This is a genomic window from Chryseobacterium taichungense (genome assembly GCF_900109935.1).
Classification (GTDB): Bacteria; Bacteroidota; Bacteroidia; order Flavobacteriales; family Weeksellaceae; genus Chryseobacterium; species Chryseobacterium taichungense.
On sequence record NZ_FOBV01000011.1, the window covers coordinates 1 to 14061 of the forward strand.

At 38.7% G+C, this 14061-nt stretch carries 12 protein-coding genes; 1 reads left to right on the forward strand and 11 read right to left on the reverse strand.

The window, feature by feature from the left end:
- Positions 1–201: 201 nt before the first annotated feature.
- Positions 202–834: a hypothetical protein gene (locus BMW64_RS18115; RefSeq protein WP_143052728.1), complete on the reverse strand. Its 633-nt coding sequence runs from the start codon at positions 832–834 to the stop codon at positions 202–204.
- Positions 835–1123: 289 nt separating this feature from the next.
- On the opposite strand from BMW64_RS18115, the gene BMW64_RS18120 reads away from it, so the two are divergent.
- Complete coding sequence (locus tag BMW64_RS18120) at positions 1124–2377, forward strand: site-specific integrase (RefSeq protein ID WP_090001716.1); 1254 nt, start codon at positions 1124–1126, stop codon at positions 2375–2377.
- A gap of 579 nt (positions 2378–2956) precedes the next feature.
- On the opposite strand, the gene BMW64_RS18125 is transcribed toward BMW64_RS18120, so the two are convergent.
- The 10 genes from BMW64_RS18125 to murD form a co-directional block, all read right to left on the reverse strand.
- Positions 2957–3403, reverse strand: a complete 447-nt coding sequence (locus BMW64_RS18125) for a GatB/YqeY domain-containing protein (protein ID WP_090001718.1) — start codon at positions 3401–3403, stop codon at positions 2957–2959.
- Positions 3404–3515: 112 nt separating this feature from the next.
- Complete coding sequence (gene ftsZ / locus BMW64_RS18130; protein WP_090001720.1) at positions 3516–5414, reverse strand: cell division protein FtsZ; 1899 nt, start codon at positions 5412–5414, stop codon at positions 3516–3518.
- Positions 5415–5506: 92 nt separating this feature from the next.
- Positions 5507–6895 (reverse strand): cell division protein FtsA, encoded by a 1389-nt coding sequence (ftsA, locus tag BMW64_RS18135; RefSeq protein WP_090001722.1) that lies wholly within the window; start codon positions 6893–6895, stop codon positions 5507–5509.
- A 20-nt stretch (positions 6896–6915) separates the two neighbouring features.
- Positions 6916–7875, reverse strand: a complete 960-nt coding sequence (locus BMW64_RS18140) for a cell division protein FtsQ/DivIB (RefSeq protein WP_090001724.1) — start codon at positions 7873–7875, stop codon at positions 6916–6918.
- Positions 7876–8049: 174 nt separating this feature from the next.
- Positions 8050–8427 (reverse strand): GxxExxY protein, encoded by a 378-nt coding sequence (locus BMW64_RS18145; RefSeq protein WP_090001726.1) that lies wholly within the window; start codon positions 8425–8427, stop codon positions 8050–8052.
- 122 nt (positions 8428–8549) lie between these two features.
- Positions 8550–9908, reverse strand: a complete 1359-nt coding sequence (murC, locus tag BMW64_RS18150; RefSeq protein WP_090001727.1) for a UDP-N-acetylmuramate--L-alanine ligase — start codon at positions 9906–9908, stop codon at positions 8550–8552.
- The gene (locus tag BMW64_RS18155) at positions 9901–10218 is read right to left on the reverse strand and encodes a hypothetical protein (protein WP_090001729.1); all 318 of its coding nucleotides are present in this window, start codon (positions 10216–10218) and stop codon (positions 9901–9903) included. Before BMW64_RS18155 ends, murC begins: the two co-directional genes overlap by 8 nt.
- Entirely contained in the window at positions 10212–11336 is a 1125-nt protein-coding gene (gene murG, locus BMW64_RS18160) for an undecaprenyldiphospho-muramoylpentapeptide beta-N-acetylglucosaminyltransferase (protein ID WP_090001731.1), read from the reverse strand. The genes BMW64_RS18155 and murG overlap by 7 nt, the downstream gene beginning before the upstream one ends.
- 100 nt (positions 11337–11436) lie before the next feature.
- Complete coding sequence (locus BMW64_RS18165) at positions 11437–12675, reverse strand: FtsW/RodA/SpoVE family cell cycle protein (protein ID WP_090001733.1); 1239 nt, start codon at positions 12673–12675, stop codon at positions 11437–11439.
- A 22-nt stretch (positions 12676–12697) separates the two neighbouring features.
- Positions 12698–14035 (reverse strand): UDP-N-acetylmuramoyl-L-alanine--D-glutamate ligase, encoded by a 1338-nt coding sequence (gene murD / locus BMW64_RS18170; protein ID WP_090001735.1) that lies wholly within the window; start codon positions 14033–14035, stop codon positions 12698–12700.
- Positions 14036–14061: the final 26 nt, after the last annotated feature.

The window sequence follows — 14061 nt, forward strand, 5'->3', positions numbered from 1 at the left end:
TAAAAGCATTTGTGCTATTTGTGCGTAGATATTTGTGCTTATTTGTGTTTAATAGTTATGTTAGATAAGCTGTTATTAACACGAATGGCACTAATGGTTGGACACTAATTTCACAAATGTTGTGTGAAAATGCTTTGCTGAGATCCCTACCGGATGATAAACGGAGTGGGAAGTGACCTGTGCATTAGGGTTCTCGTGTTATTAGTGTAAATCATTTGTGCTATTCGTGCATAGATGTTTGTGCTTATTTGTGTTTAAATAATTCGTATTTAATAAAAAAGCAAGTATGGGTGGAGGACGACCGAATTGGTTGGCGATCATTTGATTTATCTTGAAAGGATAAAAAGCAATACACAAAGGTTTCTTTTTATCCAGTGTTATGCCGCGGGGCTGAGGAAATACAGGATTCATCATCGGGTAAAGCAGCTTGCGGGAGGAGGGGACTCCCATAACAGCCTGTGAAGAGAAACTTCCGGTACTGCTGAACTGCTGACTGTTCACAGGAGCTATAAACCGAAATGACTGCTCTCTTTTGCCTGATGCACAAGCTGTTGCAGCGGCTGCTTTTGATGATGGTAAGACTTTAGATTGATGGTATGTAGGCTGCGTGCTGTTGGAAAATTTCTCCTCTTCAGAATCTGTAATGATTGCGATCGTTTCCCGGTCTGCATACAGATAGGCATCATCAGCAATATAAATAATAGAATCGGAGTCAGAAAAAGGAGTCTGCGAACTGATGGAAACTGTCATAAAAAATACCTGAACGCAAATCATCCTTGCGCAAAAACGTAGGAACAGAGGGACTTCAGGGATTATCATGAAAAGTTTTTTCATCTTTTTTGTGCTTTAAAAGTAGTCAGACCTAGACTACTTTTAAAGTCAATATCCTAAACATCAACCTTATTTGCGATTTTTAAGTAAAAATCAGATTAGTTTTTTTGCCCCTGAATTGTGCCATTTTTAATTAAATGCATACCTTTGAATTAATTAACATACTAAAAAACAAAGGATTATTATTTGGAAATAATGATAATTTGTTTACATTTGTCACAGAAAAAGTAGTCTAGGTCTGACTACTTTTTTATGTTAAATTAGTATAAAAAAACTTTTATACTAAAAGATTATGACCATCCAGTATTTTTTGCCTCAAAAGGGAGAATCAAAAGATCTACACCTTTACCTAACTGATGAAAAAACCAACTCCGAAACACGTTTCAGAACCTACTTAAGAATTGAAGAAGAAGAGTGGGATATCGAAATGCAAAAACCTAAAAACCTGTATCTAAAAAGAAGTAAAAAAATCAATAGCAAATTAGACGCCATCAGACTCCGCATTCTTGAGCATTATAATAACAACAGACATAGAGAAGTTTCCCATCGTACAATTGCCAGGATCATCAAAACCATAAGCCTTGAAAAACACGTAAGCCACCCGGAAGATTCTTTTCTCAACTTCATCCAGCAATACATCACTTCCCGTCGTCATATCATCTGCAACTCCACCTTCAAAAGATATATGGTATTCTTCCGATTTCTGGAACGCTACCAGGGTTCCATCACCAAAAGGCTGATGATAAAGGATCTTAACTATGAATTTGTCCAGGACTTTATCGATTTCGGAAGAGCCGAAGAATATAGCGAAAACACTATCTACCGTACCATTAATTTTGTAAAAACCATCCTCAACTTTGCCGAAAGAAGAGGAATCAGAACAGCTGTCCGTGAGTTCGAACTACGAAGAGACGGTCAGCGCCGTGAGGTCGTTACCATCTCCGAAGATGAAATATTAAGCATTAAAGACTGTAATGTTCCGGATGAACTGGAGGCAGCAAGGAACTGGCTGCTGATCAGCTGCTATACCGGCCAGAGAATCTCCGACTTTATGGAGTTTACCCGTGAAAAGCTTATTGAAATTAATGGCATTGTCTGTGTATCGTTCGTTCAGAAAAAAACGCGTAAAGAAATTATGCTTCCGCTGCATCCTGCCGTCATGGAAATCGTCAGAAAAAACAAAGGTGACTTCCCGCTACCGATTGATGCTTTCCTGTATAACCGTCAGATTAAGCAGATTGCGAAATTAGCAGGTCTACGCTATCAGATAAAAGCTAAAAAAAGAATGGGCCACAGGGTGAAAACGGTCTTAACGGAGAAATGGGAAGTCATCACCAGCCACATTGGACGACGGAGCTTCGCCACCAATTTCTATGGCAAGATACCAACATCTCTTCTTATGGACGCTACGGGACATTCTACAGAACAAATGTTCCTGAAATACATCAACAGGATGGATAATAATAAGATTATCTCTTTGAGCGGTTATTTTGATCAGACTTATGAAGCTAAAATCAACAAATCGATCTCTATTCCTCGATATTAGATCATTGAAAAGTCAGGTTGACATATAGATAAGTGTAACAGTGTAAAAATGTAACAATGTAACAATGTAACAATACAGTATCGTGCTGAGCTGTAGAAGCATTATTGATAAACTGCTACATTGATACATTGGTAAATTAGCCTAGCAGTGTAAAAATGTACCCTTTAACAATACGTTGTCATGCTGAGCCTGTCGAATTCATTGGTAAACTGCTACATTGGTACATTGTTATATTGATATATTGGTACATCAATACATTGCCATATTGTTAAATTAATTAAAAATTATGCTTATTTAAGAGGCTTGCATCAATAAAATCATTATATTTGAAATGATTCTGAAAACAATACCATGAAAAAAGTATTAACATCTTCCCTCGGAATTAAAGTGTTCAGCCCTACCCGGATTTGAATTCTTACTAAGGATTAAAAATAAAATGAAGCCCGAAACTTTTCAGTTTCGGGCTTCTTTAATCAAATCGATATGCAAAGGTTGAATATCCTTATAAAAATTGTTGATGGTTTTTGGTTGACAGCTGATGGTTTTAAGGCCTGTCAACAAGCAACCGTCAACCAACAACTAAGAAAGCAGCCTTTTCGCCGTCTCGGAAATGCTTTTTCCGTCTGATTTTCCGGCTAAAGATTTTGAAGCTGCTGTCATTACTTTACCTAAATCTTTCAGTGATTCGGCTCCTGTTTCGGCAATAATGTTTTTGATTTCAGCTTCCAGCTCTTCTGCAGAGAGCTGTTTTGGAAGGAACTGCTCAATGACTTTCATCTGAGCTTCTTCCACTTCCGCCAGGTCATTTCTTCCCTGCGCAGTAAACTGATCGTAAGAATCCTTACGCTGCTTCACCATTCTCTGAAGGATGGCAATTTCTTTATCTTCGGTCACTTCCGTACCGGGAGCTTCCGTTTTCAGCAACAATATCTGTGATTTTACAGCACGAAGAGAATCCAAAGCCACTTTGTCTTTCGCCCTCATTGCTGTTTTTATTGCTTCGTTTATGGTATTTTCTAAACTCATTTTAATTAATTTAACAATGTATCAATGTAGCAGTTTACCAATAATGCTTCGATAAGCTCAGCATCATAGCTACATATTGTTACATTGATACATTTTTACACTGTTACATTATTTAGTCTACATCTTTATTCAAAAACCTGTTTTCTCTGATCTGCATGTTTCCATTGTTGTCAGAAAGGTAGGTATTGATGTTCTGGTCTGAAGCATTGGTTCCTTCAATCGAAATGTTCTTTCTCTTGAAAGCCGGAACAGATTCAAACTCGCTGGAGCTGTCGAAGCTCTGGTAACGTGAATTGAACTCTTTCAGCTTGTTTCTTCTTTCCATCACTCTTTCCTGATCTACTGTTTTATTCACAAACGTGAATTCTTCCTCTGCAGGCTTTGGTGCTTCCGTTTCTGCTTTGGTTTCGATGACAGGCTCTTCTTTCAGATGCTGAAAGAAATGCTCCACTTTCTGAAGCGGCTCTTCAGTAAGCTGGTTTACTTCGCTTGAAGAGGTAAATTCAGCTTTTGGCTGTCCAAAGTCAGACTTTGGTTCGTTATTTTTAGATTCATTCACAAAAAAGCTGAACTCGATGGGTTTTTCTTCCGAATAAGAACTTGATGAAGAACCTCCTGTCTGTGGCTCATCTTTCTTATGGTCGAAATCAAATTTGAAGGATTCTATTTCAAGATCATTCGCATCTTCCTGCTCATCATCGAGAGTGAACAGGCTGAACGATTCTTCTTCCTCATTTCTCCAGCTGTGTTCCGGTGTATGTAACGTATCTTCTTCTCTGTCAGTGAATTTTATTTCCGTTCTTGCAGGTTCTTCTTCAATAGTCATTTTTTTTTCAGAAGACGAGCTGAAGAATGGGGCATCATTATCTTCGTCATCCAGTCTGAAAAGGTTTTTCCCACCAAAATCATAGCCCTGTTCAGGCACTTCTTCTCTCTCCTGTCTTGTCTTAAAAGGCGACTCTTTTGGAGTGTCAAAGCTATCGTTCAGGCTGATCTTAATCTTCTCTGTAGGTCCCGAGAATTTTTTATTGTCATTTGAGAAACCTGTAGCGATGACAAGAACGCTTACAGAATCTCCAAGCTCTTCATCAGAACCCACCCCGAAAATGATATCTGCCGTGTTTCCTGCTTCTTTCTGGATATGATCCATGATCACACCGATCTCATCCATAGTCACCTCTTCTACACCACTACGGATCAAGAGAAGTACATTTTTAGCTCCTGTGATCTTATTGTCATTCAATAATGGAGAGTCTAATGCTTTTTTAACGGCTTCTTCCGCTTTATTTTCTCCGGAAGCAACTCCGGTAGACATCAATGCCGTCCCTGAGTTCTGAAGCACAGATTTAGCATCTCTAAAGTCAATGTTTACATCAAAGTAACCGGTAATTACTTCAGCCATTCCTTTGGCAGCATTAGTCAATACTTCATCGGCCTTTGAAAATCCCTGCTTGAAGCCAAGATTTCCGAACTGCTGTCTCAATTTATCGTTATTGATAACGATAAGCGAGTCTACATTGTTTCTTAATTTATCAAGTCCGTTTTCGGCTTGTTCCAGTCTTCTTTTTCCTTCAAAGCTGAAAGGAACGGTAACGATCCCTACGGTAAGAATCCCCATATCTTTGGCAACTTTGGCAATTACAGGAGCTGCACCGGTTCCGGTACCACCGCCCATTCCGGCCGTGATGAACACCATCTTGGTGTTTTGTCCCATCGCAGCTTTGATGTCTTCGATGCTTTCGATAGCCGATTTCTCTCCCACTTCAGGGTCTGCCCCAGCCCCAAGACCTTCCGTAATGGTGGTTCCCAACTGTACTTTGTTGGCAACCGGGTTATTATCCAACGTCTGGGCATCTGTATTGCAGATCACGAAATCTACCCCGTGAATTCCTTTTTCGTACATGTGCTTCAGCGCGTTGTTTCCGCCGCCTCCAACACCGATTACTTTTATTATTGATGAATTTCCTTTTGGCAAGTCAAACGAAAACCCCTGTGTCCCTATATTTTCCATAACTATATTTTTTATAATTATAATTGATAATTGATTGATGATCATTGATAAGGAAAAGATCATTTATCGCTTATCAATCCATCATTTATAATTTATTCTACTTCTTCAAAGAATTTTTTCACTTTTTCCATCAGCGACTGTCCGAAAGTCAGCTTTGCCGCTTTCCTGGACTGCAGATCGGCTGTGGGCTGCTCGGGCTGAATAGCTTCTGCCTGTTGCTGCAAAGGCTCCGGAACGGTCTCCGTGGCTGCAACCTGTGCTTCTGCCTTCATCTCCGTCTCCTGAGCAGGTTCCTGGGTTTCAGCATTCTGCTTTTTGTCCCTGATCTTTAAACTTTCCATCAGCAATCCGATGGAAGTCGCGAATTCAGGTCCTTTAAGATACTGATTTTTATCGTTCGCTATATATTCATTGGCAAAACCGATCCTGCTGTCGAAACCGGTGGTATAATTGGCCAGCTGACGAAGGTGCTTCAGATTGGATCCGCCTCCGGTAAGCACGATGCCAGCGATCAGCTTTTTCTTCTGCTCGAATGCGCCGTACGCCTTAAGCTCCGTATTCACCATTTCCAGGATCTCTTCTACCCTGGCATTGATGATCTGCGCAAGGGTTTTCAGAGAGATCTCCTTATCCGGTCTGCCGTGAAGTCCCGGAATGGTCACATAGGTGCTGTCCTTTTCCAGCTCAGGCACCGCCGATCCGAATTTTACTTTCAGCTGTTCCGCATGCTTTTCGATGATCGAACAGCCTTCTTTAATATCTTCTGTAATAATACCGCCACCGTAAGGAATTACACAGGTGTGGCGAATGATATTGTCTTTAAAAATAGCGATATCCGTTGTTCCGCCGCCGATATCGACGATGGCTACGCCCGCTTCTTTTTCTTCTTTCGTTAATACCGCTTCCGAAGATGCTAAGGGCTCTAAAGTAAGGGCTTCCATTTCAAGGCCTGCCTCACGCACACATCTTGCAATGTTCCGGATGCTACCCATCTGCCCCACGACAACGTGGAAGTTGGCTTCCAGACGTTTTCCGTGCATGCCGACAGGTTCCTGAATTTCACCCTCGGAGTCTACTTTATATTCCTGAGGAAGTACATGGATAATTTCTTCACCGGGAAGCATGACCAGCTTCTTGACCTGATCTTTCAATGCTTCAATGTCATCATCTGTGATGAATTTATCCGGATGTTCACGCATAATATAATCGGAATGCTGCAGCGAACGGATATGCTTTCCGGCAATCCCCACCGTCACCTTACGGATCGGCACTCCAGCGCTGGACTGTGCCTCAGCCACAGCAGCCTTGATTGAATTAATGGTCTGCGAAATATTATTCACAATACCTTTGTGAACACCAAGACTCTTAGCCTTCCCTACACCGAGAACTTCTATCTTCCCGTGTGCATTCCTCCTTCCGACAATCGCGACGATTTTCGTCGTCCCGATGTCCAGACCTACTGAATACTCTTGATTTTCCATTTGTTATATCGATTTGATTTTTATTCTATTTTAACTTTTGCCTTTGTTCGCGGCTTTTCTGCCGTTGGTTTCTTCTCTGTTTTTTTGGTTTCTTTTGGCTTGGTTACTGTTTTTGGTTTTGATGAGGAGGTTATTTTTTTAGTTGTCTTTTTTACTTCAGCCGGTCTGGGTTTATCGTCGTTTTTTTTCACCGCAATAACCGGAGCTTTGGCCAGTTCTTTATTTCTTTCTTTCAGAATGCTGTCGTTTTCTTTAAAATAAGGATTTAAAGTCGTTACGATTTGGTTCTGATATTTCACAGATACCATATTGTATTTTTCAGGATCCTGATATACCAGATATTTTTCAACAAATGTTTTAAAACCTTTTACTTTAAATTCAATATTATCCAGATCTCCGATTTCCACTTTGTAGTTTCCTTCACTCGTCAGGAGGTTGTAATCACCGTTATCCTTCGATATTCCGATAAAATATTTCTTGCTGAAATCATCTTTATCAATTTTCTCCACCAGCTCAGCCAGCTTCTTATATTCATCTTTGTGTACATCTCCCGTTACCAGCATACACGGATGAGAATACGTTTTAGAAATTGGAAATTCTATTCCTTTTTCATCTACATAAAAGTCCTGTCCATTTTTGTTCAGCCTGAACACAGGAACTCTTTGTCTGATATCCAGATTCAGCTTGCCATTCAGATTCAGATACACATTGGCACTGTCTACCGCCGGAAGGGCATTGATTTTCTTTTCCAGCGCCGGGATATTCAGTTCGCCCACCTTTCCGGATGGATTTTCTTTTTTTACAATCTCTCGGATATCTTTTTCATCAATAAAATAGACTGGCGTTTTCTCACTCATCTTTACAGAAATTTTATTGTCTGTAATCTTCTGCCCACTGAATTTCTTCAATGAGAAGCTCAGCAGAAATCCGAGAATGATTACTGTGACGGCAATTTTTAATATTCTGTATTTATTTTTCATTTATTTCTATTCTAAATGGCTTCTTTTTTAACTATCATTTTAAACGCTACGTTCGCTAGGTTCTTTAATGACTCTCCTATTTTTCCGCTCGCAAGGGCGTTTCACTCAGCAAATGATAGCCGAAAACATTATACTATATTTATACTTTTATTTATGGTGTTTTAAACCAAGCTTTTATAATTTATTTACTGCTCTTTTTACTCCATCTTTAAATAAGGTAGAATGAAAGTTTAAAATCATTCCCAATTTCATTTCTGTAATTCTTAAATAGTTAAGAAGCTGAAAGAAATGATACTTATTAATTTCCGGAACTGCTTTTATTTCTATAATTACTTTATTTTCAATTAATAAATCAACTCTAAATGCCTTCTCAATTATCAAACCTTCATAATTGACACTAATGTCCTTTTGACTTTCAACATTAAGTCCACAATTTTTCAATTCATAAATTAAGCATTGCTCATACACATTTTCATAAAGTCCTATTCCAAGTTTTCGATGCACTTTCATCCCTGCATCAAAAACTATATTTGATAATTCATTTTCTGTCATTTGTGTGTTTTTAATTTACTCCGAAATAATATTTTCTGCTATCATTCGCTGAGTGAAACGCCTTTGCGAACGATTTTATACGGGTTATATAAATTTTCGTTGCGCTCGTTGCGTTTATCAAATTAATATTTACTCATCCACTCGCAGATAGGATCATACAGGGTATCAATATTTCCTGCGCCTACGGTGAGAAGGATGTCAAATTCTTTTTCTTTTATCTTATTGAAAGCCTCATGTAATGCTGAAACTTCCTTTTTATTTAAATTCACTTTTTCCAAGAGCCATTCTGAAGTGATTCCTTCAAAGTTTTCCTGAAGCTCTCTTGCAGGATAAATATCTAGTAGGATTAATTCATCGGCCTTACTCAGGCTTTCTGCAAAACCGTCAGCAAAATCTCTTGTTCTGCTGAACAGATGCGGCTGGAAAACCACCAGCAGTTTCTTTTCAGCATAAAAAGTCCTGATTGAGCTCATTACCGCATTAATTTCTGTTGGATGGTGAGCATAATCGTCAATATAGATTTTCCCGTTATCATATCTGTGTTTGGTATATCTTCTTTTAATACCTTTAAAATTGGCTATTGCCTTTTTAAGAGTTTCAAAATCCACTCCTAATTTGTGAAGAATCGCCAACGCCGCAGTTGCATTTTCTACATTGTGAATTCCCGGAATTTCCCATGCGAAATCCTTTACCGTTTCTTCAGGAGTATGGAAATCAAAATAGATTGTATCATTCTCCATGCGCAGGTTATCGGAATAATAATCTGCCTCTTCGTTTACAGCATAGGTAAGATGAGATCTTCCGATGTCAATTCCTTTTCTTACAAAAAGCTGTTTGTCTTCCGGAACCAATGCGGCAAACTGCCTGAACCCTTCTTCAATGGTATTTTTATCTCCATAAATATCGAGATGATCTGCATCAATCGACGTTATTACGGCCCAGTCGGGAGACAGATTGAGGAAACTTCTGTCATATTCATCTGCTTCTACCACGGAATATTTCGTTCCGTTATAAAGAAAGTTTGATTTAAAATTCTCAGAAATTCCGCCCAGAAAACAGGAGAACGGTAAATCTGCTTCTTTACACAGATGAGAAACCAATGTAGAAGTCGTTGTTTTTCCGTGTGTTCCTGCAATGGCGATACAGTCTGTATTTTCTGTAATTAACCCTAATACTTTTGCCCGTTTGAGAACTTCAAACTGATGATCATTAAAATAATCTAAAATTCCAAGCTTTTTGATCGCCGGTGTATAAATTACCAATGTGTCTTCCTTCTGAAGAGCGGTAATTTTTTCATCAATATGATCATCAAAAACAATATCAATTCCTTCGTTCATCAGAGCCTGCGTAAGCTTGGTGTTGGTTTTATCATACCCGGACACTTTTTTGCCCGAAGCATGGAAATACCGTGCCAGAGCACTCATCCCGATACCTCCGATCCCCACGAAGTAAAAATTCTGATATGTTTCTAAATTATTCATTTTTCTTATTTAAAAAATAATTTTCAATAGTTTCTCTACTCTTGTTACCAAAATTTAAGTAATCATCAATTAAAGAAATTTGTCTTTCTAGTATTTGTTTTTGAATATCTAACTCACTACCCTCTTTAAGATTATACTTTGAATAAATATCTATAAGTTTTTTATGATAATTATGACTTTGCATTGATATTTCATTATAAACCATAATTGTATCTGGCTTATGTCTGTCTAAAAAATCTCTTAACTCTTCTAAAGAATCGTCAAATAGAGTTTTAGTTTCTATTTTTATTAAATTAATTGTATTCACCATTCAATTATTTTAAAAATCTCGTCTACAATCTCTTTTGCGGCGTTGGGTTTGGCAAAATATCTAAGATTTTCCGACATTTCTTTTCTTAATTCTTCATTTTCACAGATTTCTGTGAGTGTGGTCCAGAACCGGTCTTTCATTTCGGAATCCCTTACCATTCTGGCAGCATTTTTTTCCACCAGGTTCATTGCATTTTTGGTCTGATGATCTTCCGCTGCAAAAGGAAATGGAACCAATAGAACAGGTTTCTGCGCTACTGCCAGCTCTGAAATGGCAATGGCCCCTGCTCTTGAGACAATGACATCTGCCGCAGAATAAGCGGTTTCCATGTCTTTGATAAATTCTTTTAGCTGGATGGAAGTTGGAAGCTGGAGGCTGGAAGATAGTTCGCTATAATCCAGTTTTCCGGTCTGCCAGATCAATTGATAACCTTTTTCCTTTAGGTTCTCTAAATTTTCTTTCCAGCCGTTATTTAATGTTCTTGAACCTAAAGATCCGCCGACTGATAAAATGGTCAGCTTGTCTTTATCAAGTCCCATTTTTTCTTTTGCATGAGCAGTATCCTGCATTCCGGAAACAGTATTCTCACGGATAGGATTACCCAGAAACTTTATTTTTTCTGCCGGAAAACCTTCCACTTTTGGATAGGCGGTAAACACGGCTTTTGCTTTTTTGCTTAAAATTTTATTTGTTACACCTGCGTGTGCATTCTGTTCCTGAATAAAAATCGGAATTCTAAGTTTGCTTGCTTCATATAAAGCCGGGCCGCTTGCAAAACCGCCTGTTCCTATGGCGAAATCAGGAGCGAAACCTTTAATGATCTTTTTAGATCTGGATAAGCTTTTTAAAATCTTAAAAGGTAACCCTAAGTTTGACAGCATATTTCCTCTGTCGATTCCGGCGATATCAATTCCTTCGATTTTATAACCAGCCTGCGGAACTTTTTCCATTTCCATTTTTCCGTTGGCTCCAATGAACAAAAATTCTGCATCCGGAAATCTTTTCTTGATTTCGTCTGCAATAGCAATTGCCGGGAAGATATGTCCTCCTGTTCCTCCGCCGGATAGTAAAACGCGGATTGCCCTTGGCTTTTGGCTATTGACTGATTGATTGTCCATTTTTTATTTTTTAATCAAATTCTATGTGATTCATTTTATTTTAGATAGGATTTACATCCTATCCTGATTTATGTCGTCCCTTCGGGACTCCCTGCTATCATTAAGCAATATCATTTATTTCGGCCACACTTTGCTTTTTACCTAATCCTTCTTCATCATAAATCTGAATTCGGGAGCTTATGTTTAAAATAATTCCCAATTGTAAGTAGGTAACGAGCATGGATGTTCCCCCGTAGCTGATCAACGGTAATGGCTGACCAGTCACCGGAATCAGATTAACAGCTACCGCGATGTTTACGGAAAGCTGCACAAAGATCATCACTCCAAGACTGAGCACGAGCAACGATCCGAAAAAAGCCGGCATCTTGCTGGCAATCATCACAATTCTTATCATCATGATCAGGTACATGCTGATGAGAAAAGCAGCTCCGATAAGTCCATATTCTTCAACAATTACGGCGAAAATAAAGTCGGAGGCAGACTGTGGAAGCATTTGCTTCAAAGCGCTTTTCCCTGGTCCCATACCTGTAATTCCTCCATGGACAATCGCTGCTTTAGCCTGCATCACCTGGTAATTTTTGGCCTTTACGCTTTCATCGTCAACATCTGCTGTTTTGGCTTTGCTTGACGTAAATGTTTCAATACGGCTCATCCAGGTGTGTACACGGTTTCCGCCAATAAGGTTTGTGTTTAAAGCAATGATTAAAAACAAAACAATCGCTATAAATGATGCGGATATAAATCCTGCAATATATTTCCAGTGAAGCTGTCCGATGATCAACACAATAATGGACACCATTAAAATCATTAATGCCGTTGAACCATTGTCTTTTGCCACCAGAACGAAAACCAGCAAGATTGGTCCGAAAATGTACATAATGTTCTCAATCGGAAGCCTTTCTCTTGTTATCTTCTTGGTTAAATATCTGCAGAGATATATAATAAGCATCAGGAAGGCAAATGAAGAGGGCTGGAATGATATCGGTGTTCCGGGAATCTTTAACCATCTGGAAGCACTGGCTCCGTCGATGGTCTGGCCGGTAAACATGGTGACAATCAATAAAATAATCATTAAACCTAGCAGGATACTGCTGAGCTTTCCGATGTATTCATATTTCACCATTCCTACTACTCTCATGATGGCGAGCCCTAAGACAACAAAGAACATATGCTTGATAACGTGACCTGTGGTGGTCCCGTTGTTGACGATATATTCCAGATTTGAGCTCGCAGAATACACTGGGAAAATAGAGAAAATGGAGATCACAAGAATGACCATCCAAAGTACTTTATCACCCTTCAGGAATTCAAATCTGTTTTCTGTGTCTTGTTCGTTCATACTTAATACTATTGGCTTTTAGCTAATTGCTATCGGCTTTTAAAACCTGCTGTTTAAATTGTTGTCCTCTGTCTTCGTAGCTTTTAAATAAGTCAAAGCTTGCACAGCATGGGGAAAGTAAGACGGTGTCGCCTTTTTGAGCTAAAGATTTTGATATTTTTACGGCTTCCTCCATACTTGAGGTGTCATAAATAAATTCTTTCTTGTCTTTAAAGAAGTTTATAATTTTCTCATTATCAATACCCAGACAAACAATCGCTTTTACTTTTCTTTTAACTAAATCTTCAATTTCGGTATAATCGTTTCCTTTATCCAATCCGCCAACGATCCAAATGGTCGGATTTTTCATGCTTTCCAAAGCATAATAGGTGGCGTTTACATTGGTTGCTTTGCTGTCATTGATGTATTTTACACCTTCAATTTCAGTGACAAATTCTAATCTGTGCTCAACCGCCTGAAAAGTCATTAATGAATTCCTTATACTTTCATTATTGATTTCCAGTATCTTACCTGCAATTGAAGCTGCCAGGCTGTTGGCCACATTATGATTCCCCAAGAGCGACAATTCTTCAATTTTCATTGAGAATTCATCTTTCATCTTCACCACAATACGATCATCATCGATGAAACCTCCTTCATTGAGTTTTTCTTTGGTGGAGAAAGGAATCATTTTCGCTTTAATCTCCAGCTTTTCAAGGATATTTTTGCTCATTTCATCATCTTTGTTATAGATAAAGAAATTATCATTTTCCTGATTTTCTGCAATTCTGAATTTCGCCAAAGCATATTCTTCATAATTGTAATTGTACTGATCCAGGTGATCCTGTGACAAATTCAGCAATAAAGAAATATATGGTCTGAAATTCTGAATATCATCCAATTGGAAAGAACTCACTTCCAATACATAATAGTCATATTTTTCATCGGCAACCTGCTTGGCAAAGCTGTATCCGATATTTCCTCCTAAACCTACATTCAATCCGTCATTTTTGAGGATATAATAGATCAGAGAGGTGGTGGTTGTTTTTCCGTTGCTTCCTGTGATTGCAATGATCTTGGCATCGGTGAATTCCGAGGCAAATTCTATTTCGGACGAAAGCCTGATCCCCTTATCATGAATCTTATGGATAATTTCCGCCTTTTTGGGAATTCCAGGGCTTTTGACAATCCAATCTGCATTCAAAATTCTTTCTTCATCGTGATTTCCTTCTTCAAATTCAATCTCATTGTCTGTAAGAAACTGCTTATAATGGTCTTTAATGGCCCCTTTATCTGAAAGAAAAACGTCCAGACCTTGTTTTTTAGCCAAATAAGCAGCTCCACAACCGCTTTCTCCTCCTCCTAAAACAACTATTTTCATACTTTTTGCTTTATGCTGTAGATTAT